15 protein-coding genes and 1 other annotated feature (1 of these 16 running past the window's edge) are annotated in these 23011 nt (G+C 48.0%); all 15 genes read right to left on the reverse strand.

Going from position 1 to position 23011, the window contains the following annotated elements; translation table 11 throughout:
• Nucleotides 1-82: a binding site (T-box leader), on the reverse strand; it reaches 161 nt to the left of the window's first position.
• Nucleotides 83-188: 106 nt separating this feature from the next.
• Nucleotides 189-1979, reverse strand: a complete 1791-nt coding sequence (gene aspS / locus NQ541_RS09130) for an aspartate--tRNA ligase (RefSeq protein WP_005612704.1) — start codon at nucleotides 1977-1979, stop codon at nucleotides 189-191.
• A gap of 105 nt (nucleotides 1980-2084) precedes the next feature.
• Nucleotides 2085-3350: a histidine--tRNA ligase gene (gene hisS / locus NQ541_RS09135; protein ID WP_044941123.1), complete on the reverse strand. Its 1266-nt coding sequence runs from the start codon at nucleotides 3348-3350 to the stop codon at nucleotides 2085-2087.
• Entirely contained in the window at nucleotides 3341-4786 is a 1446-nt protein-coding gene (hemZ, locus tag NQ541_RS09140) for a coproporphyrinogen dehydrogenase HemZ (protein WP_005612701.1), read from the reverse strand. The genes hisS and hemZ overlap by 10 nt, the downstream gene beginning before the upstream one ends.
• A gap of 23 nt (nucleotides 4787-4809) precedes the next feature.
• Nucleotides 4810-5430, reverse strand: a complete 621-nt coding sequence (locus NQ541_RS09145) for an MBL fold metallo-hydrolase (RefSeq protein WP_023921139.1) — start codon at nucleotides 5428-5430, stop codon at nucleotides 4810-4812.
• 41 nt (nucleotides 5431-5471) lie between these two features.
• A complete protein-coding gene (locus NQ541_RS09150; protein WP_023921137.1) occupies nucleotides 5472-7778 on the reverse strand; it encodes a RelA/SpoT family protein in 2307 nt (768 codons plus the stop codon).
• Between the two features lie 183 nt (nucleotides 7779-7961).
• On the reverse strand, nucleotides 7962-9674 hold the full coding sequence (gene recJ, locus NQ541_RS09155; RefSeq protein ID WP_005612694.1) for a single-stranded-DNA-specific exonuclease RecJ: 1713 nt from the start codon (nucleotides 9672-9674) through the stop codon (nucleotides 7962-7964).
• A gap of 110 nt (nucleotides 9675-9784) precedes the next feature.
• Complete coding sequence (locus NQ541_RS09160; protein WP_005612692.1) at nucleotides 9785-12175, reverse strand: protein translocase subunit SecDF; 2391 nt, start codon at nucleotides 12173-12175, stop codon at nucleotides 9785-9787.
• Nucleotides 12176-12191: 16 nt separating this feature from the next.
• The gene (scfB, locus tag NQ541_RS09165) at nucleotides 12192-13586 is read right to left on the reverse strand and encodes a thioether cross-link-forming SCIFF peptide maturase (RefSeq protein ID WP_005612690.1); all 1395 of its coding nucleotides are present in this window, start codon (nucleotides 13584-13586) and stop codon (nucleotides 12192-12194) included.
• A gap of 103 nt (nucleotides 13587-13689) precedes the next feature.
• Nucleotides 13690-13833 carry a six-cysteine ranthipeptide SCIFF gene (gene scfA / locus NQ541_RS09170; protein ID WP_005612689.1) on the reverse strand — a complete coding sequence of 48 codons (144 nt, stop codon included), beginning with the start codon at nucleotides 13831-13833 and terminating at the stop codon, nucleotides 13690-13692.
• Nucleotides 13834-13964: 131 nt separating this feature from the next.
• Nucleotides 13965-14351: a TIGR04086 family membrane protein gene (locus NQ541_RS09175; RefSeq protein ID WP_005612685.1), complete on the reverse strand. Its 387-nt coding sequence runs from the start codon at nucleotides 14349-14351 to the stop codon at nucleotides 13965-13967.
• 92 nt (nucleotides 14352-14443) lie between these two features.
• Nucleotides 14444-14983 carry a stage V sporulation T C-terminal domain-containing protein gene (locus NQ541_RS09180; protein WP_005612683.1) on the reverse strand — a complete coding sequence of 180 codons (540 nt, stop codon included), beginning with the start codon at nucleotides 14981-14983 and terminating at the stop codon, nucleotides 14444-14446.
• A 94-nt stretch (nucleotides 14984-15077) separates the two neighbouring features.
• A complete protein-coding gene (locus NQ541_RS09185; RefSeq protein ID WP_005612681.1) occupies nucleotides 15078-15668 on the reverse strand; it encodes an HD domain-containing protein in 591 nt (196 codons plus the stop codon).
• Between the two features lie 255 nt (nucleotides 15669-15923).
• Nucleotides 15924-16394 (reverse strand): DUF5640 domain-containing protein, encoded by a 471-nt coding sequence (locus NQ541_RS09190; RefSeq protein WP_226980137.1) that lies wholly within the window; start codon nucleotides 16392-16394, stop codon nucleotides 15924-15926.
• A gap of 80 nt (nucleotides 16395-16474) precedes the next feature.
• Entirely contained in the window at nucleotides 16475-22639 is a 6165-nt protein-coding gene (locus NQ541_RS09195) for an InlB B-repeat-containing protein (RefSeq protein ID WP_005612675.1), read from the reverse strand.
• Nucleotides 22636-22989: a hypothetical protein gene (locus NQ541_RS09200; RefSeq protein WP_044941121.1), complete on the reverse strand. Its 354-nt coding sequence runs from the start codon at nucleotides 22987-22989 to the stop codon at nucleotides 22636-22638. Before NQ541_RS09200 ends, NQ541_RS09195 begins: the two co-directional genes overlap by 4 nt.
• Nucleotides 22990-23011 lie beyond the last annotated feature (22 nt).

Here is a 23011-nt window from a genome sequence, read left to right on the forward strand (position 1 = left end):
TTAAAATCCTTACAGCAATCCCACCACCTGCTGCTCTCTGCAAATTCTTTTAAAACTTACTTCTCTTCCTCATCGGTTTTTGCTTTTGATGAACTCTATTCTAGTCTTCCTTACTTCATTTGTCAAGAAGATTTTTATTTTCTTTCTCACATTCTCATTCTCAGCCTGATTCATCCTGAAGAGAACTTTTATTTTTCTTCTGTGACAACTTCCAGTCCCAGCTCCTCCAACTGCTTTGTATCTGCCGGCGTAGGAGCTTCCGTCATCAGACAGGATGCGTCCTTGATCTTCGGGAATGCAATTACGTCACGGATACTGTCCTGCTTTGCCATCAGCATCACCAGACGGTCCAGTCCGTAAGCAAGTCCTGCGTGCGGTGGAACTCCGTATTTAAATGCATCTAACAGGAAACCGAACTGGCTGTATGCCTGCTCATCTGTAAATCCAAGTGCATGGAACATCTTCTCCTGAATGTCATCCTGGAAGATTCTGACACTTCCTCCGCCGATCTCATTTCCATTGAGGACGATATCGTATGCTTTTGCACGTACCCTGCCCGGATCAGACTCAATATACTGAAGATCTTCTTCCATCGGCATCGTAAATGGATGATGCATCGCAACAAAACGGTTCTGCTCTTCGCTCCACTCAAGAAGCGGGAACTCTGTGATCCATACAAAACGATATTCATTTTTATCAAGGAGTTCAAGCTGCTTCGCAAGCTCTATACGCAATGCTCCCAGTGAATCCCATACTACTTTATTTTTATCAGCAGCAAATAACAGCAGATCTCCTGCTTCTCCGTTCATTGCTGCGATCAGTGCCTGCATCTGCTCCTCTGTCATAAACTTGGCAAAAGAAGATTTCACGGTTCCGTCTTCCTGAATGGCAACATATGCCAGCCCTTTTGCACCGTAATCTTTTACAAATGCTGTCAGCTTGTCGATCTTCTTTCTTGGCATGCCGCCCTGTCCTTTGGCATTGATACCACGAACACTTCCACCATTCTCCAGTGCTGCTGTAAAGACACCGAAACCACAGTCCTTTACCACTTCACTTACATCCGTCAGTTCCATTCCAAATCTGAGATCCGGCTTATCTGATCCAAAACGATCCATTGCTTCCTGCCAGGTCATTCTCTGGATCGGAAGCTGTACCTCTACATCCAGCACTTCCCGGAACAGTTTCTTCAGATATCTTTCGTTGACATCGATCACATCATCCACATCTACAAAGGACAACTCCATATCGATCTGCGTAAACTCCGGCTGTCTGTCTGCACGAAGATCCTCATCACGGAAACATCTTGCAATCTGGATATAACGATCCACGCCAGAGCACATCAGAAGCTGCTTGTAAAGCTGCGGAGACTGCGGAAGACCGTAGAAAGAACCCGGATGCACACGGCTTGGCACAAGGTAATCTCTTGCCCCTTCCGGTGTTGTCTTTCCAAGCATCGGAGTTTCCACTTCAAGGAATCCTTCTTCTGCAAAATACTGACGGGTCAGCGTCATAACCTGACTCTTCATTTTAAGATTTCTCTGAAGATCCGGTCTTCTTAAATCCAGATAACGGTATTTGAGACGGATTTCTTCTTTTGTCTTTGAATTTTCCTCAATCGGGAACGGAGGAGTCATTGCCTCGGAAAGAATCCTCAGTTCACTTGGGATCACCTCGATCTCTCCTGTTGCAATCTTATCATTTACAGCTCCCGAACGTCTTGCGACCTTACCAACAATCGCCACAACATACTCTGAACGGAGGGATGCCGCTTTCTCGATCAGAGCCGGTTCTGTCGTCCCCTCCTCACAGACTACCTGGATAATTCCGGAACGGTCTCTGACATCTGTGAATACGAGACCTCCTTTATTTCTGTTCTTCTGTACCCATCCCATGATGGTCACTGTCTCACCGACATTCACTGCAGACAACTCGCCACAACGGTGAGTTCTCTTCAGCCCCTGCATTGATTCAGCCATTGTATCTCATCCTTTCCTTTTTACTTTCTTCCTGTTCTGTCTATCGCTGCTTTTTATTGCTGCTTTTTCTATCGCAGCTCTTTCTTTTCGCTCTGCTCTACCGTCTTACAGGCTGTCCACAGAATCACGGTAGCACTCTGTGATCTCTGTATATCCCTGCTCTGCAAGCTGCTCTTTCTGGAACTTTTTATTTTTCTTCATATTCACGATCATCACCTGACGGCCATTTTCACGCTCTTTCTTTGCAAGTGCCAGCACTTTCAGCATGCCTTCCTGCGGCATATTTTTCTCGATCAGGAATGCTTTCTTTTCCTTACTTGTAGGCACTTTGTATCCACGTTCCATCAGCAGCATGACAATCCGCTCAAATCCGATGGAAAATCCTACTGCCGGTGTATCCTGACCCGTAAACTTTCCGATCATCTTATCATAACGACCGCCTCCGCCGACGGAACCTCCAAACTCATCCATGGAAATCTCAAAGATTGTTCCTGTATAGTAGGACATTCCACGTACCAGTGTCGGATCAAAGAACATACGGAACTCTGCCTCTTTTGCACTCTCTACACTTGTAATGATCCTCTCAAGTGAATCTGCTGCTTCTGCCGGAAGAAATCCCTTCAGCCTCTCCTTACAGGAACGCACTCCTGCAACATCATTCGTAATCTCCTTGAATAACTGCAGATATTTCTCAACTGACTCTTCCGCATAACCATTTTCTTTCAGCTCTGCGGCAACACCTTCCAGACCAATCTTATCCATCTTGTCCAGTGTAATAAAAACATTATCATAATCTTCCTCTGCAAATCCGCTGTAAGCTGCCATCGCCTTAAGGAAACGGCGATCATTGATACGGATTGTAAAATTCTTGAAATCCAGCTTTCCGAGAAGTGCTGTTGTCGCAAGGATCAGCTCGATCTCTGCCAGATTGGATGGCTCGCCAAGGATATCAATATCGCACTGCATAAACTGACGAAACCGGCCTCTCTGCGGACGGTCAGCACGCCATACATTTCCCATCTGAAGTGCCTTAAAAGGTGCCGGAAGCTCATTGGAGTGGTTCGCATAATAACGGGAAAGCGGCACAGTCAGGTCATACCTGAGTCCTCCGTCTACCAGATCCGCCTCTTCTTTTGCCTCTGCCAGCTTCAGTTTCTCACCACGCTTTAAGATCTTAAAGATCAGCTTTTCATTATCTCCGCCCTGCTTACTGCAAAGATTCTCGATATGTTCTACGCACGGTGTCTCAATGGATGAAAATCCAAATGTCCTGTATGTCTCTTTGATCAGACTGATCACATAATCCCGGATCTCCATTTCGCCCGGAAGAATATCTTTCATTCCGGTAACCGGTTTTCTCTTTAATGCCATAACCATTCTCCTTTTCGCTCTATCATCTCATCAATACGATGGATATACTCCATAATATTTTTCACATTCTCGATGCGGATCAGATTCGTCTTTTTTCCACCTGCCGTCTGAATCTTCTCCGGCAATACGAGCTTGGTCGAAGCTCCTGCTCCTGCTGCCAGGATGGTCTGCTTTTCTTCCATAATAAGTATATTGTAAATTCCGGCTTTGTCAACCTCTGCATAACCAACATTCTCAAAATTTCCCGCAATATTTTTCTGACGGTACAGATAATACGGCTTTAACCCCATCTCTTCTGCACATTCAGCCGCATCCTCTACCATCCCGGAAATCTCAGAATGCAGATCCATCGTTCTGCCCTCCTGCCCGAATTTTGCCGCCCGTTTGATTGCCAGTGCATGCACCGTCAGACTGTCAGGAGCAAGTGCTTTGATTCTTCTCAATGTATCCTGCATATCTACCCTTGTCTCGCCCGGAAGTCCTGCGATCAGATCCATATTGATATTATCAAATCCAAGCTTTCGTGCCATACAAAAAATGCGTTCTACCTCTTCAACGGTATGCTTTCTTCCGACCAGATCTAGCGTCTTTTGCTGCATCGTCTGTGGATTGACAGAAATTCTCGTCACCGGATATCTGCGGATCACTTCCAGCTTTTCTCTCGTAATGCTGTCTGGTCTGCCTGCCTCCACTGTAAACTCTTTCAGTTCAGACAGATCAAAACAGTTTCGGATTGTTCCGAGAAGACGATCTAACTGTCCCGCCTCCAGTGTCGTCGGAGTTCCTCCACCGACATACACCGTATCCGGTTTCCGTTCTCCTGCCATCCTGCCAAGTGCTTTCAGTTCCTTGATCAGTGCATCCAGATAGGCATCAATCTTATCTTTCCACTCGCCGACCGGAGAAGAACTGAAAGAACAGTAGGAACAGATACTCGGACAGAACGGAATCCCGACATAAAGGCTGAATCCTTCGCTGACATCCAGCTTTCCAAGCTGCTCCTTTTCCCTGCACGCAATCTCATAAGCAAGCTCTGCCTTTTCTTTCGTAACACAGTATTCTTCCTCAAGGAACCTCTTGATCTGTGCCTGATCCATTCCGTCTTCCAGCTTCTGCATCACAAGCTTCGTAGGTCTGACTCCCGTGAGCATTCCCCATGCCAGTTCTCTGTCGCATTCTTCGGAAAGAAACCGATAGACCTGCCGGGTCACTTCCCGCTTTTCTGTCTGTTCCTCCTCCGGAGTCATTTTTCTGTCTGCCATCGTCAGACTTCTCTCTGCAAGGGAAAAGCAAGCTCCTCCCGGTAACTGCATCCATACCAGCGGCTCTTGCTCTTCATCAACAGTCTGCACGATCTCCTCCTCAGGGAAAAAAGCTTTTGTGACATGATATACATTATAGGTAAATTTATTTTTCTTACTTTTTATCTCTATCATTCTTTTCCTATTCTGTTATTTTTTTAGATAAAAGGATTAATCTCTTTTTCATAGCCAATCGTAGACTCATCCATATGCCCCGGATACAGCTTTGTCTCATCCGGCAGAATCATCAGCTTTTCTCTGATAGAATGTGCCAGATCCCGGCTGCTTCCTGTAGGAAGATCTGTCCTTCCGATCGAACCACAAAACAAAGTGTCTCCGCAAAACAGTGCTTCATCCTCCGGAAGATAATAGCAGCATCCGCCTACTGTATGTCCCGGTGTATGGATCACGTGAATTTCTGTTCCTGCACATTCAACTGTCTGTCCGTCTTCCAAAGCTTTTGCTCCTGTATATGCACAATGATATCCGTACATAGATGAAGCATTCAGTCTGTCATCTGCCAGTAACGGCTGTTCCTCTCTGCCGACATAAACCGGAACATCAAATGCTTTCAGAAAATCTTCTATTCCCATAATATGGTCAAAATGTCCATGTGTCAGGAACAGTGCCTTCATCTGATATCCCTGCTCCCTGATATGATCCACATACGCCTTAGGACAATATGCCATATCAACTGCAAAGCACTCCTTTGTATCCTCATTTACTACCACATAACAGTTCGTTTCAATCGGTCCAAGTACAAATCTCTCAATTTTCATATTTTTCCCCTCTGATCTGTTCAGGCTGTCTGACATTCTTATCAGCCTGTCGTTCTTTCTATATCAATGACATTTTCAATCTGCCTTAACTTTTTAATTACCCGGTTCAGCTCCTCACGTCCATGGACGATAAAGCCCATATCCATCGTTGCGGTTCCTTTTTTACTCGTTCTCGTATTCATGGACTTTACATCGATCTTTTCTTCCGTAAATACTTTTGTGATATCCAGAAGAAGTCCTCTTCTGTCGTCTGCATAAAGCTTCAGCTCTGCAAGATACTGCCCTCCCTCTTCCGTATCACCCGGATCTTCCCATTCGGCAGTGATCAGACGGGATCTCTCTGCCGCAGACAGATTGATCACATTGACGCAGTCTGTCCTGTGGATAGACATACCTCTTCCTCTCGTAACAAAACCGACGATCTCATCTCCCGGAACCGGATTGCAGCACTTGGAAAAACGCACTGCCATATCATTGATTCCCTTGACAACAATTCCGCTCTTGGATCTGGCAATATGCACTTTCTGCTTATTTGCCTCAGAAATCTTCTCCAGGATATTTTCATCCGTGATCTCTTTCTTATGATCCTTTTCATATTCTTCCAGCAGACGGTTTACAACCTGACCTTCCTTCAGTCCGCCATGTCCGATTGCTGCAAGCACCGCATCCCAGTCACGGAACCCATATTTCCGCTGAACGATCTGCTCGTATTTCGGCTTCAGTATATTGACAAGATCTATAGATTTACTGCGGCAGTAATTGCCGATCAGTTCCTTTCCACGGATAATATTATCTTCTTTAAATTCTCTTTTAAACCACTGGTTGATCTTATTCTTCGCCTGCGTACTTTTTACAATATTCAGCCAGTCTCTGCTTGGTCCTTTGGAATTCTGGGACGTCAGGATTTCGATCCTGTCACCATTCTGGATCTTATAATCAATATTTACAAGCCGTCCATTCACTCTCGCACCGATCATTTTATTACCGACAGCACTGTGGATCGCATAAGCAAAATCCACCGGTGTGGAACCATTCGGCAGATTCTTGACATCTCCGTTTGGTGTAAAGCAGTAAACATCCTCCTGGAAGAGATCCAGATCCCCTTTCAGCAGACTTAAGAACTCCCGGTTATCCGACATATCTCTCTGCCACTCCAGGATCTGACGCAGCCAGTTCAGCTTCTCTTCCTGGGAATTCAGGCCCTTGGCATTACTTCCTCCGGTTTCTTTGTATTTCCAGTGTGCCGCAATACCATATTCTGCTGTCTTATGCATCTCCTCTGTCCGGATCTGGATTTCAAACGGCTGTCCTGCCGGTCCCATCAGTGTCGTATGAAGAGACTGGTACATATTTGCCTTTGGCATGGCGATATAGTCCTTGAATCTTCCCGGAATCGGAGTATACATCTCATGGATCACTCCCAGTGCGGCATAACAGTCCTTCACTGAGTCCACAATGATCCGCACAGCGAACAGATCATACACCTGATCCAACGTCTTATTCTGGTTCACCATCTTCTTATAAATACTGAAGAAATGCTTCACTCTTCCATAAACCTTGGCTTTGATCGATGCATTTTCCATATGCTTTGAAACTTCCGCAACGATCTGCTGCACAAATTCTTCACGCTCTGTCTTGCGGGCATTCAGATCCTTTACCAGTTGATAGTATACTTCCGGCTGATAATATTTTAAAGAAAGATCATCCAACTCCGTCTTGATCTTGGAAATACCGAGTCTCTGTGCAATCGGTGCATAGATATCCATCGTCTCACGGGCCTTTTCTTTCTGCTTCGCCTCGGTCATAAATTCCAGAGTCCGCATATTATGAAGACGGTCTGCCAGCTTGATGATAATCACACGGATATCCTTTGCCATTGCCAGGAACATCTTTCTTAAGTTCTCTGCCTGTACTTCCAGTTTATCCTGTGAATAACTCAACTGCCCTAACTTCGTGACTCCGTCTACGAGCAATGCGACCTCTTCCCCAAACTCACGCGTAATATCATCCAGCGTCATCTCCGTGTCTTCCACTACGTCATGCAGCATACCGGCAACGATCGTCTCTTTATCCATCTCCAGTTCAGCAAGAATGATCCCGACCCACAAAGGATGGATAATATATGGCTCTCCTGACTTGCGTACCTGATCTTTATGAGCTTCTTTTCCGATACGGTATGCCTTTTCGATCATTGTAATATCCGCTGACGGATGATACTTACGTACCCGGGCAATCAGTGCCTGGTACAACTGTTCCGGATCCTGGTAATCTTCTGGTGCTTTCACCGCATGTCCATCCACCATTTCAAGATTTTTATTCAGCTCTTCATACTCCAGAGTGCCTGCCATATCGACTTCCCCTTTCACTCATCCTTTGTATCTGAATCTGTACACCAGATTATCTGCTTTTGGGTACATTTCAACTTAATATCATTAAGTATAACACCATTTTCCCCATTTTCAAACAACAACTTCCAACTGTTGTGCAATTTGAGCATATTGCACGTGAAATTCCGATAATTCACTCTTTCATTACTGATAATTTACAATTTCAAGCTGAATACTTCTTTTTCCCATATATTCGTTGATCTTCGGGTAAAAAGTCAGAGGCATTACTTTTCTTTGTTCCATCACTTTCAGGCAGTCTTCTACATCTCCGAAATAAATCCCATCCATCTGCATGCCTCGTTCATTTCTCAGCCTGCACTTTAATACATTCCGGTTCTTTCCAAAGATCCTCGGATCGATCACACTGAGATTTCTTTCCGCAAATTTAGGCTTTTCATTTCCCATGCCAAAAGGCTCTAATCTTTTCAGTTCTGCGATCAGGTTCTCATCAATATATTCAAACGGAAGGCATAAATCAATCGATACCCGCTCCTGCATATCCTCCTCTGTCAGTTGTGCCAGTTCATTGATCTTCTTTCTGAATAATCCAATCTTTTCCTCAGGCAGAGAAAGACCGGCTGCCAGTTTATGTCCGCCGAACCGGGTGAACAGTTCCGCACACCGGTTCATCTCTGCAAACATATCATATGCTTCAATGGAACGTCCTGATCCTTTTGCTCCATTTTCTGTCTTTGTCAATACGAAAGTCGGACGATAATAACGTTCTTTCAGTCTTCCTGCAATGATCCCGGCAATACTTTCATGGCAGTCCGGCAGATAGACAACCAGGACACAGTCTTCCTTCAGAGCGGAAGTTTCAATCATTTCAACTGCCCGTTCCACACCTTTTTCTGTCATTTCCTTCCGGCTTTCATTGAGTGCTTTCAGATCTTCTGCCATCATCACTGCTTCTCTGCGTCCCGGTGCATTGAGCAGTTCCAATGCTCTTTTTGCCGTATCAAGTCTTCCACAGGCATTGATACATGGACCGATGACAAAACCAATATGATAGGTATTCAGATTTTCCACATCGATTCCAGTACATTCAAACAATGCCTTCAGCCCTTCATTTTTCGTCTTTTTCAGCATTTCCAGACCCGTCCTGACAAAAATCCTGTTCTCTCCTGTCAGATTTACCACATCGCCGATCGTAGCGATCGCGACATTCTCGATCAGATATTCTGCTTTTGCCGGATCCATCTCCAGTTCCTCCAGCAATACCCGCACCAGTTTATAGGCAACCCCTGCTCCGCAAAGCTCTTTATATGGATAATTGCAGTCTTTCTGATGTGGATCGATCACCGCATCTGCTGCGGGGATCTGATAAATGCGAACACCATTTTCTTCTTTAAATTTCACTTCATGATGATCCGTCACGATCACCGTCATCCCTTTTTCTTTTCCATATGCAATCTCCTCAATTGCCGCGATTCCATTATCACAGGTGAGGATCGTATCAACCCCATCCTGGTATGCACGGTCAACTAATGCCCGGTTCAGACCATAGCCATCTTTGATCCTGTGCGGAATATCTGTATCCACATCCGCACCTGCCAGTTCCAGTCCTTTCTGCAAAATATAAGTAGAATTCACCCCATCAATATCATAATCACCTATGATGCGGATTTTTTTCTCTTCTGCAATCTTCTCTTTCAAAATTGAAACCGCACATTCCATATCTTTCATCAGCCGTCCGTCATAAAGATCTTCTGGTGTGCCATTCAGATACAGATTGATTTCCTCATCTGTCCTGACTTCCCGGTTTCTCATGATCCTTGCGATTACTGTGGAAACTCCATATTTCCTGGCAATTCCGTTGAAATCTGCTTTTTTCATATTGATAAACCACTTTGCCATCTGTCATTTTCTCCTGTTCTTCACTTAAACGAACAGAAGCCCGTCCGACTTTACTGCCGGAACAGGCTTCCTGTGAATATCTGCCATAAAGCAGGCTGAAACTTCAATGCTTATTTATTTTTCTTTTTCTTATCTTTAAAGGATTTTTTCTTCCCTTTTTTCTTGCCGCTCTTTGCAGTATTTCCATCAGCCGGAGCTTCGGAACTATCTACCTGTTCAGCCTTCTTTGTATCAGCAATGGCTTTTGTTCCGTTAGAAACTGTGGCAGCCTTTGCACCGATCTTCGTCTTCATTACATACCAGAGTGCACCGGTAATGCATACAGATGTATAAGCACCACATACGATACCTACCATCAGAGGTGCTGCAAATTCTTTGATGGAGCTGACACCAAGGATATAAAGTACAACAACCATGATAAATGTCGTAATATTGGTATAGAGTGTTCTTGTCAGTGTCTGCGTAATGCAGCGGTTTACAAGATCCTTCAGATCTTCTGCCTTGGACTTCGTCTTCAGCTCTTCTCTGATACGGTCAAAGATAACGATCGTACCATTGATAGAATATCCTACGATTGTAAGCATAACCGCAATGAATGTATTTCCGACAGATACTCTTGCGATCACATAGAATCCAAGAACTACCAGTACGTCATGTACCAGTGCAATGACAGCACTTGTCGCAAACCGGATATCCTTGAAACGGAACCAGATATAAAGCAGCATACAGATCGTAGCAATGATCACAGCAATGACTGCATCCACACGCATCTCAGAACTTACTGTGGAACTGATATTTTCAGTTGCAATATCTTTTGTCTCAACACCATAATTCTCATTCAGATAAGATGCGAGAGCCTCTCTCTTTGTCAGATCCAGCGTCTGCGTCTTAAATACAACCTGGTTCGTTCCCTTTACCGTCTGAACCTGGATATTCTTATCTCCGGTGATCTCTTCCATACTCGGGATCATATTTTTATCGATCTCATCAAGAGTATATTCTTTATCAAATGTAACATTCGTGGATGTTCCTCCGACAAAGTCAAGGCTGTAGTTCATTGCCCCGATTCCCCTTGCATGGTTCACGCCCATCATGACCGGTCCGCACAGGCAGAGGATGATTGACAGAACAAAGAAGATTTTCTTCTTTCCAAGGAAGTCAAATGGTTTACGTTCTTTCAGATGTCTTCCGTAAGCTTTTACATTATGGATACCAGCTCCGTAGAAAGAGAAAATGATCAGTCTCGTGATCACCAGTGCTGTAAACATGGAGATTACGATACCAAGTGCCAGTGTCTGTGCAAATCCCTTGACAGATCCACTTCCGCGAAGCCACAGCACACCTGCTGCGATCAGCGTTGTCACATTTCCATCAATGATGGCTGACATTGCTTTATGGAAACCGGATTTCAATGCTGCATGAACAGACTTGCCGGCTGTAAGTTCTTCTTTCACACGTGCGAAAATAATTACGTTCGCATCCACCGCCATACCAATACCAAGGATGATACCGGCAATACCAGGCAATGTCAGTGTAATATCAAATGCATTCAGGAGAAGCAGTGTGATCTCTGTATAAAGCAGCAGTGCCATACTGGCTGCAAGTCCCGGAAGAAGATATACCCAGCACATGAAAATACATACCAGTGCAAGACCAATTGCACCGGCGATCAGGCTTGTGCTTACTGCTTCCTGACCAAGCTGTGCTCCTACTACTTCTGAACTCAGCTCTTCCAGTTCTACATTCAGACCACCGATACGGATCGTAGACGCAATATTATCCGCCTCTTCATAAGTCATAGAACCCGTGATCTGTGCTTTTCCATTCTCAATTACCGTATTAACTTTCGGCACACTGATCAGTTCGCCATCATAATAGATTGCAATCGTATCATTGCTGTTATTAACAGCTTCCTGGGTTGCCTCTTTGAACTTTTCAGCACCTTCTGTTGTCAGTTCCAGATCCACACCGTACTCTTTACTTCCAGTCGTGGAATCAGAGATCTGTCCGGCAGAAGCAGTCTTTACTTCTGATCCGGTCAGTACGATTGAGTCGCTTTCTTTGAGTTCGTCGATTGTCTTATTCAGCACATAACCCGAAGAACCAAGCGTATAGTTCTCTTCACCGGCACTGTTCTTATGCTTGATAAAGTAAAGTGAACCCGGCTGTCCCAGTTCTTCCAGGATCGCATTTGCATCATTTACTCCAGGGATCTCAATACTGATACGGTTATCTCCTACCTGATAAGCCTGAGCCTCTGTACTGTACTGTTCTACACGCTTCTGCAGCTTGTATACAGTATCATCCATGTCCTTCTGGGACGGATTGTCTCCCTTAACCTGATAAGTGATACTTACACCACCTTCAAGATCAAGGCCGAGATTGATGTTCTTCGCAGCTCCTGTTCCTTTCAGGTCAACACCATACATACAAGATACTCCAAAGAGTACCGTTACGGCAATGACGAGGAACAGGCTGAGAAAACTTTTACCTTTTTTCATCTCTCATTTTCCTTTCTTACTTGTCTGCCAACGCAGCTTTTATCATGATCGCACATTCCACACGCTTTCTTTCCATCTCGCAGCTCACTTCATATGTATCATTGATGGTATGGTGGAACTTGTAAGAATTTGCCATACAGCCACCACTGCAGTAAAACCTTGCAAAGCAGGTCTTACAGCTCTCTTTCGAGTAAACGCTGCATCCGCGAAATTCTTCCGCAATCTCCGGTTTCACAATGCCCTCATCGACATTTCCCATGAGGAACTCTTCCTGGCCTACAAACTGATGACACGGATACAGATCTCCCCACGGTGTCACAGCCAGGTATTCGGTTCCGGATCCACATCCGGAAAGACGCTTCGACACACACGGACCTCCTTCAAGGTCGATCATAAAGTGGAAGAAATTGAATCCTCTTCCGCTCTTTTCCCTGTCGATGATCATCTTTGCCAGTCTGTCATATTCTTCAAAGATCTGTGGAAGATCTTCTTTCTGGATTGCATATGGATCTGTATCTTCCCCGACAACCGGCTCAATCGATACCTGCTCAAATCCAAGATCTGCAAAATGCTCCACATCTTTTGAAAAATCAAGATTATTTCTTGTAAATGTACCACGTATATAATATTTCTGCTGATTCCGGCTCTCTGCCAGTTTCTGGAACTTCGGAACGATCAGATCATAACTTCCCTTTCCATTTCTGAACGGACGCATCCGGTCATTGACTTCCTTTCGTCCGTCAAGACTCAGCACTACATTATCCATCTCACGGTTCACGAACTCCTGTACTTCCTCATTCAGAAGTACACCATTGGTTGTCAGTGTAAAACGGAAATGCTTATCATACTGCTTCTCCAGCTCTCTTCCATAAGCAACCAGTTCCTTGACAACCTTCCAGTTCATCAGAGGTTCACCGCCAAAGAAATCTACTTCAAGATTTCTTCTGCTTCCTGAATTTGCCACCAGGAAATCCAGTGCTTTCTTTCCCACTTCATAGGACATCAAAGCACGTCTTCCGTGGTACTCTCCTTCTTCTGCAAAGCAGTACTGACAGGCAAGGTTGCAGTCATGTGCGATATGCAGACATAACGCCTTGACTACGGTTTTTCTCTGCTTGACAATACCGATTAAATTTTCATAAATATCCTTTGTAAAGAGTCTTCCCTGCTCTGTCAGCTCTGTCACCGCATCCAGAATATCCTTCAGGTCTTCCTCCGTATATCTGTCCCCGAGCTTTTCTTTCAACACCGTTTCCGTCTCCGGTGCCTTCAGCGTCTCCGGTGTATGTTCTGCGTTCATTTCATTCAGGACTGCAATCACATCATAAGCTTCCTGATCCACTACATGAACTGCACCACTGTTCACATCAAGAACGATATTATATCCATTATTCTGATACTGATGTATCACACCAATACCTCACTTTCTGTATTTTATAACTTTCCCTTAAGACAAGCATAAGGCAGCGACTCTCATCGCTGCCCTCCCTTCAAGATTCCGGGTCAATGCCGCATTATTTTCTGTTCTCGCAAGTCTGGTTTCCTACTGTACAGGATGTCTTGCATGCTGACTGACAGGATGTCTGGCACTCACCGCATCCGCCTTTTTTTACTGTATGATTCAGTGTCTGAGTATTCAGCGTCTTAATATGCTTCATTTCTATTCCTCCTCTATCGAACATATTGCTTTTGCTATTATAGCATAAGGCGGTGCTTTTTTAAAGAGTTTTTTCCTCTTTTACAGAATCAGGAACATTTTCAATTTAGCTTTTACAGAATCACTCAGCAATCAGGAAACCATTCCTCCCAGCATTCCTCCACCTGCACATAAAAGAAGTGTTGTAAGAAGGCTTCCCATTTCAGCCTGCAGTGAATGATAGATTCCAAAAGAGATCAGCATCAGCAGCCCCCAGTACAGCACTCCTGTCAGAAGTCCCCACAGGAATTTATGCGTCATGGAAAGTTTCCCCATTACAAATCCTCCTGAAAACGTTGCGATTACGTAGATCAGGATCACTCCAATATTTACCTTCTGTTCACTCAGCCCCATCTTATAAAGCAGAAGCGTCAGGATAAGTAAAAAGATGCCGGTAACAACATACGCAATAAGCAACGATTTCACCATATCTGACGCCGTCTTTTTCAACTGAAACTGATTCTCATTTTTCCTGTCCATCTGTCTCCTCCCGGGTTTCTCATAAACTACAGTACTCTCTCCAACTGCTATAGTTTATGAGCTGATCCCCGAAATTATGACATCGGATCATCTTATCCCATCTGCCTTCCCAGAAAATCTGCTGCCCCCTGAGCCATTTTCTCATCCAGCTCAGGATTTTTCTTTTCTTCTTTTTCCAGAAGCAGCACAGCCCCTGTCACATCGCCTCCACTGATGATGGGGCAGATTGTCTCCAGACAGAACTCTCCCATCCCCTGTACCGCCTGAACATAGTGCTTCTCTCCTATTTTCGCAGTACGTTGCTTTCGCTCCTGTATCATATGCTCCAGTTCTTCACTGATATACTGCCCTTTCAGCTCTCTGCTCCCTGCCCCCGACGCTGCAACCACCTGATCCAGATCGGTAATGCAGACGGTACAACCCAGTGTTCTTGCAATACTCTCTGCTAAAATAGCTGCATTCGCCCCCAGTTCTCCCACCGGGGAATACTTTTTTAAAATAATCTTTCCTTCTCTGTCTGTAAAAATTTCAAGCGGATCGCCTTCCCTGATCCTCAGTGTCTTTCTGATTTCTTTTGGCACGACAACCCGTCCAAGATCGTCGATCCGCCTGACTATCCCTGTCGCTTTCACAAATATTTTCCTCCAATTCCATACCTCGGCATGAATCTTTCCACGCTTTTGCTATATATTAGTTTTGGAGTTAGTATGTGGAAATCATGGGGGATTATACAAGAATATTTCCCTTTTCTATATTCTCCCGGAGCAGTTGATTGATCACTTCATATAATCTCACTGATCCCTTCTGTGTCTTACTCTGTCTGCCGTATACCTGCTCTGCCGTCACTTGATGCTCTCGCCAGTCCGCACCACCATTACTGTTATTTAAAAGCAGAGGCTGAAGATTATCCATTGCATGTGCAAATTTTGATTCCGCACTTTCATACGCTTCAAACTCATCAAATAATGCAATCATCTCTTCTTTCTGTTCCGATGGAAGAAGTGAGAAGATTCTTTCCTTTGCAGTATCTTCTCTTGCTTTCTGCGTCTTCAGATTTTCAGCATCATACGCATAAGTATCACCTGCGTCAATCTCCACAATATCATGGATCAGGCACATCAGCATCACCCTTGCAATATCTATCTCTTCATTTGAATATTCTCTTAACAGATATGCCATGATTGCCATATGCCATGCATGCTCTGCATCATTTTCATTTCTTCCGTGTCCTGAAAGATGCGTCTGACGGAAAATATTTTTTTCCTTATCAATCTCCAGTACAAACTCTAACTGCTGCTTTAATCTTTCATCTGTCATGTTCGGTCTCCTCCATGTGCATTGATTTAATCTGACTTTTCTGATTTCTTCATTATATCACAAAAAGAAAAGTCTGCCAGATTTTCATCCGATCTTCCCAGGAAGCCGGAATATCAGTCTTCAGATAGGTGAGGATGTCCGCCGTTGTTGTATAATGCCCGGCATCCGTGTTTTGCCAAAGGTATTTCAATATGTGTAACAGTCTGCTCTTGGATTCTGCCATAGCGTCACTCCTGTTGTTTTTTGCGGAAGCCCTTATTTCTTTGAGCTTCTTTTCAGCTCGTATGTCCCGCCGACCGTGCCCTCGTCACCGATCAAGGTAAGGGTATTTCCGTCAACGGTAAATTCATATTCGGAATCCCGCACCGACTCATTGGCGTAATCGATCATGAGCTTGTTGCCGTCGATGGTATAGGTGAATTCGTAGGATATGGAGGGCAGCTCCATTGCACCGCTTCCGCTGCCGTCAAAGGAATAGGTGGTCGTTCCGTCGAACTCCCATGTGCCTGCAAGTGCGTCCGTGCCGCCGGAGCAGCCTTTTGCCAGCAGTATAATGCCAACGATGATTACCGCCAGTGCGGCGATCGCACCGCAAAGCACCATACGGTGCTGCGTCTGTTTTTTCTTCCTTTTTCTGATTCTCTCTACCGTTCGATCTGACTCGTTCGGGAATCGTCCCGGCGGTTGCTGCCTGACGGGGCGGTTCGATTGATAATCCTGCATCATGTGGTTCTTCTCCATTCCAAGCGAAAGGGCGATGACGGCAATGTCCGTCACCACCCTTTGCTCAAAGGTTCGCAGCTGATTTATTCAGCGTTTTCTTTCTTCTTTTTGCTGTAAACGGTGATGCCGATCACTGCACCGCCGCTGATAAACAGCAGTGCAATCCAGAGGATCATATTGCTGTTGTCACCGGTTTTTGGGCCTTCTGCACCGGTGTTCGAGTTGGTTTGCGTAGGATCGGTCGGTTTTGTTGTGGAGCCGGTAGCCAGAATCTCAACTGCCGCCTTCTTGTAGCCGCAAACCTTGCACTCCTCATGCTTGGAGCCCTTTTGGGTTGCGGTCGCTTCCTTATCAACAACCCACTTGAAGTCGTGTGCCGCCTTATCGGCCTTATCTCCGCAGGAGCACTCATGCCAGTGGTTGTCGGCATCGTACTTCCAGTCGGAGCCGTAGCTGTGAGTATGCTCACCGCCGCCGGTTGCCGGGATAGTTTCGGTTGTCATCGTATAACTGCAGACGGTGCATTCCTTATGCTTTGAGCCGCTTGTGGTAGCTGTTGCCGGGGTGTCGATAATCCATTCACCGGCGGTATGTGCCGCCTTATCGGCCTTATCTCCGCAGGAGCACTCATGCCAGTGGTTGTCGGCATCGTACTTCCAGTCGGAGCCGTAGCTGTGAGTATGCTCACCGCCGCCGGTTGCCGGGATGGTTTCGGTTGCCATCATATAACCGCAGACGGTGCATTCCTTATGCTTTGAGCCGCTTGTGGTAGCTGTTGCCGGGGTGTCGATGATCCATTCACCGGCGGTATGTGCCGCCTTGCTGTCCTCGATGATCACGCCGCAGCCGACAACGGTGCACTCTTTCCAGTGATCGGTATGATCGGACTTCCAGTCGGAAACGCTATGACCTGTTGCCGCAAGGATTACGCTTGTCTTGTCGGTAATTTCGGATGCACCGGTTGCATCCTCAAACCACTTGTCACAGCCGTCGCAGGTGTAATATGCCGTGTTGCCTTTCTCCGTGCAAGTAGGAGCCTTTGCGGGAACGAGGGTCAGATTGTGCGTATGCGGTACGGTCTTGTCATATCCGCAGGTGTCGCAGATGTTATCGCTGCCGTAATCGTGAGCCGCCTCGTCCTTCTTTTCGTGGCAGCGAGAGCATTCTTTCCAATGATTGTCTGTGTCCTTGCTCCAATCGCTTGCCCATGCGTGCCCGAGCTGTGTACCGGCTGCCGTAAAGGTTTCTGTTGTGCTGATCTCTCCGCAGGAGCAGCTCTTGAAATATACTGCATCGTTGGTGCAGTCGGCAGCCGACTTGAGGGTTTCCGGCTTCTGAATTTCCTGATCGTAGGTATGGGTATGAGGAATTGCCTTGTATGTTACAATAACGGTTTTGTCTGCGTCCATCGTAACATTCAGGATATTGGAAAGTACGTCTGTTACAACGCCGTTCACAGTAACAAGGTCGATTTCATAGCCGTCATCAGGGGTAAAGGTAACCGTTTCGGTGGAACCTTCGGTCAGTCCGGTTTTGCTTGCGGAAATCGTTCCGTGACCGCCGTTTACCTGTGTTGTGAGGCTATAGGTGGTGACCGGTGCGTTCTTGTAGGTCGCTTTCACGCTGACTTCACTGTCAGGCATTATGAAAGTAGTGGTTTCACTGTTCGCATCTTCAAGAGTAGCGCTGCCGCTTTCTACTACCCACTTATCAAACACCTTACCGTCAGGAGCCGCATTTGCGGTCAGAGTAATGGTTGTGCCTTGCGCCGCTTTACTGATTTCGCTTCCTGCACCGATTGTCGCTTTGCCGTCCGTTACGATGATGGAATACTCTTTACTCTCCCAGATTGCATAGAAGGTAGTATCCGAGCTTACTTCATAGGTCGTGCCGGAAATAACCGAACCGTCGGCACTGGTTGACCAGCCCTTGAATTGCTTGCCTTCCGGTTCAGTAAAACCGCAGGCGGGCAGGGTGTAATTTGCCCCGGCCTTGACGGTCACGGAATCCATAGTGCCCGTGCCGCCGTTGCCGTTAAAGGTGATGGTCACGCTATGGCTGCTGGAATCAAACTGCGCAGTCAGCCTGGTTACGACCGCCGGAACGTTATCGCCGGGTGCGTACAGGTTCCCATCGCTGCCAAGCCACTTAAAGTAGCTGCCTGTATTTCCGTCCGGGCGGGTCAGACCGTCGGACGCAGGTGCGGTAAAGCTCTCGCCTGTTTTCACAATAATCTGGATAGTATCCGGGCTTCCGCCTAATTTGCCTCCGCCCAGGTCGAGGGTGACGGCTTTCAGGCCGTCAGTGCCCAGAGTGTCCGGGTTCAGGACTTCCAGGACGGGGCGGAAACCGAAGTACGGGAAGTCAAGCGTAGTATTGGCGTCGGCAAATTTACGGGGCGAATGGTACCCGCGAACCACACGGTTCGATAGCGTATAGGGTGAAGTATCTTGTCCCCAGGACTCCATCTTTCCCCAGTTTTTGATATATCCGCCGTTCTTGTCCAGTATCCTGTCCCATTCGTTGCTTTGGGGCGTGCCGAGTGAATAATTGCTTGTAGCGGCACTTCCTCCGGACGGCGCACGCATCGTATATTCCACGCTGCCGGCAGCGTAGCCTTTGCCAAAAATCAGCCCTTCGGCATGCAGCTTATCCCAGCTTACCGCATGCGTTACGGCATAGTCCGCCACGAACAGGCTGTGGGCATATTCGTTCTGCTGTGCATACTCCTCGGTGGTTGCCATCTCTGATGTGAGCTTGTAGGCGTCCACTGTCCCGGCGTAGGTAAAGGGAACATAGTGCATTGTACTGTCCGGTAGTGCGTCATTCGCCGTGCCGGGAATGCTCTCGCCTGAGAGGTCAAAGTAATAGGTGCCACCGGGAGCGAGGGTAAACTGCTCCTTGCTTATATCCTTGAAGATAGCTTTGACCTCCACATTGTTGTCCGGCATGGTAAACCTGCCGTTGGTGATTACAAGCCCTGCCGGAGATTCGACCTGCCACATCTTGAAGTGGTAGCCTGTATCGGGCGTGGCGGTCAGGATGATCTCGGTACCGAACACGGCTTTTGCATAAGAGGCTGAAGCCGTGCCGCCGCCCTCTGTAATGATGGTTACGGTATAGGTGTCAGAATCAAACTGTGCCGTCAGTCTGGTTACGTCTGCCGGAACATTGTCGCCCGGTGCGTAGAGCTTGCCATTGCTGTCACGCCACTTAAAGTAGCTGCCTGTATTTCCGTCCGGGCGGGTCAGACCGTCGGACGCAGGCGCGGTAAAGCTCTCGCCTGTTTTCACAATAATCTGGATAGTATCCGGGCTTCCGCCTAATTTGCCTCCGCCCAGGTCGAGGGTGACGGCTTTCAGGCCGTCAGTGCCCAGAGTGTCCGGGTTCAGGACTTCCAGGACGGGGCGGAAACCGAAGTACGGGAAGTCAAGCGTAGTATTGGCGTCGGCAAATTTACGGGGCGAATGGTACCCGCGAACCACACGGTTCGATAGCGTATAGGGTGAAGTATCTTGTCCCCAGGACTCCATCTTTCCCCAGTTTTTGATATATCCGCCGTTCTTGTCCAGTATCCTGTCCCATTCGTTGCTTTGGGGCGTGCCGAGTGAATAATTGCTTGTAGCGGCACTTCCCCCGGACGGCGCACGCATCGTATATTCCACGCTGCCGGCAGCGTAGCCTTTGCCAAAAATCAGCCCTTCGGCATGCAGCTTATCCCAGCTTACCGCATGCGTTACGGCATAGTCCGCCACGAACAGGCTGTGGGCATATTCGTTCTGCTGTGCATACTCCTCGGTGGTTGCCATCTCTGATGTGAGCTTGTAGGCGTCCACTGTCCCGGCGTAGGTAAAGGGAACATAGTGCATTGTACTGTCCGGCAGTGCGTCATTCGCTGTGCCGGGAATGCTCTCGCCTGAGAGGTCAAAGTAATAGGTGCCGCCGGGAGCGAGGGTAAACTGCTCCTTGCTCATATCCTCGAAGATGGCTTTGACCTCCACATTGCTGCCCGGCATGAGGAACTTATCGTCTTTGATAGTCACGCCGCCGCTCATGACCTCCCACTCCTTGAAGTGATAGCCGGTGTTTGGCGTGGCGGTCAGGGTGATCTCCGTACCAGCCACGGCTTTTGCATGAGAGGTGGAAGCCGTGCCGTTGCCGCCGCTGGTCACGGTTATGGTATACTCGGCAGGTGCAGGCGGCGTGACGGTGCGCTCGTAGCCGCATACATTGCAGATCGTATCCGCGTCATCGGTGTAGTCGTGTGCAGCCTTGTCCTTGATGCTCTTGTTCCTATTCGGGCAGTCATAGTCGGTGCATTCGTGCCAGTGGCTCGTGCCGTCCTTGCTCCAGTCGCTGTAGCTGTGCTCATGGTGCCGCCTGTATGTTCTGACTGTCGCCGTAGTCTCGTTTCCCGCGTTGTCAGTCGCGACCACGGTATATTCCGCTCCCGCGTCATTGTTGCCGCCATCCGGCGCGGGGAGACGATAGGTGGGGCCGTCTTGCGGCACACCGTTGATGGTCACGGACTTGACGCCGGAGGACGTCTCTCCCGATGCAGCCGGGTCGCTCACGGTGAAGGTGTACGCACCGGGCTTTCCATCGAGGGTATCCTCGACGGTGTAGCTTTCGCCGTCCGTCAGAGTTTCCATAACCGGGGCTTTCGTGTCCCTCTCAAGCACATGACCGCACACAGTGCAGAACTGCTCCTGATTGCTCCAGTCGCCGGGGATGTGCTTTCCGTTTTGCTTGGACATCTCCGCGGCGGGGTCTCGTGCACCGCAGTTCTTGCAGGCCCAGATGTGGCAGCCATCCCTGTTCGCCCAGCCAAATTCATGGCTACATGTGCTTTCCACGCAGCGCAGCTCCAGCTTGCTAATTACTCTGCCGTAATTGTAGGCATACGGCAGGCTCAGCCGCTGCAGGTCCACGCGCCCATTTTCGTTGGGTATGAGAAGCTCCGTCGTGGTGCCCCAGTCCATCTCATACGGTCCCTGGCTGCGGTGCCACTGCCACCCTGTCGCGCTCAGCCGCACGGACTTCCCGTCCGAGGCTCCGATTTTGATGTTCTCTTCATACAACAGATCTTCCTGATTTTTCATCGCTGACATGTAGTGCGTCCGGTTTGAGCCTCTTCCGACCGCGGATGCAGACAGCTCTGTATAATCGGAGCTCGGATAAAGCGGAAAGGCCAGCGCAGTCAGCGTTGTGTCCTTGATTAAAATGTTCCAGCTGTCGCCGTTCATGCCACCGCCGATGCCCGCACCGAAGTAGCCCTGTGCCTGCACCACGCCGCCGGTGATGGAAATGTCACAGCCCGAACCGTCTCTTCCGCCGCCGATACCCGCGCCGGCATAGTTACTAAAAGCTAAGACCGCTCCACCGGAAATCTCGATATGATGTGCATCCTCCCGCTCGTTCAGTCCGTCTTGATCGCCACTGCCGATTCCTGCTCCGGCTGACCTGCTGCTGGAAACCACCGTGCCGCCCCTGATATAAATAAAGCGTCCGGGGCCGCCCTGTCCGCCGCCGATCCCTGCGCCTTGCGAAACGGAGGTCGCCGTCAGCTTGCCGGAATACACATAAATCTGCTCGCCGACGCCGCCGTTTGCACCGCCGCCGATACCCGCAGCGAATGGGCCGCTGGTCGCAGAAATCTCACCGCTATAGATATCCGTCGCCAGAGAGCCGAAATGAAGGTTCACGCCGTGTCCCTGCGAGAATTTCTTGATTCCGACCTTTGAGCCTCCGATGCCAGCGCCATAAGTGCCGCCCTTACACGTGAACTTTGTCCCCGTCCGCACCAGAACCCGGAGATAACCATCGGTTTTGTTTTTCTGCAGTGCGGCGAAGTTCTCCGTGCCGATCAGCTCGCTGTCCCCGCCGATAAAGTACAGACAGGCAGAGGCACCGCCGTAAAGCTCGATGGCAGGGCCGTCCTTGGGTGCCTGAAGGCGGACGCCGTCCAGAAATATGTGCGGTGTATTGTTCTTGCCATCGATTTTGATCCGGTATTGAAAATACCAGTTTGGATCTGCGGATCCCTTAATCAGATAGGTCTTGCTGTCCTTGATTTTCAATTCTTTGTTCTGCTTCGTAAGGTCCACTGTCTTGTCAAACGTCGTTGGGACGGAAAGCTTGACATCCGGTAGCTCACCCGCAGCAAAGGCCGTTGTCGGCAGCATGGTCAGCACCATGGTCAGCACCATGCAGCACAGCAGCAGGATACTGAGTATTCGTTTTTTCATTGGCTTTTCTCCTCCTTTTCGTGTCGGGCGTGCTTGTTCGCCGCACCTTTTTTCTGTTTTTCTCTGATTCTGAGCCGGAAGCACAGTGCGGTGATGACCACCGCCGCCGCGAATGACACAACGGCCACCAGTACATAGCCGCCTGCGTCCTCCCGCAGCAGCATCGTGCCGAAGCTGCCCCATGCGGCGGCCTGTCCCGGAGCGATAAGTGCGTCTGCCGCCTGCATCAGCACCGCGAACAGCAGCATACACGCGGCGCTCAGCCCATATATGCCGCACCGCTGCCTTCGGCGGGTGTTTTCCCGCACCCGCTGCTTGACGAGTGCGACCCGTCTTGCGGTATTGTACATATCGTTTGAACCTCCTCACTGG

The sequence above is a fragment of the [Ruminococcus] lactaris ATCC 29176 genome (genome assembly GCF_025152405.1).
GTDB lineage: Bacteria > Bacillota > Clostridia > Lachnospirales > Lachnospiraceae > Mediterraneibacter > Mediterraneibacter lactaris.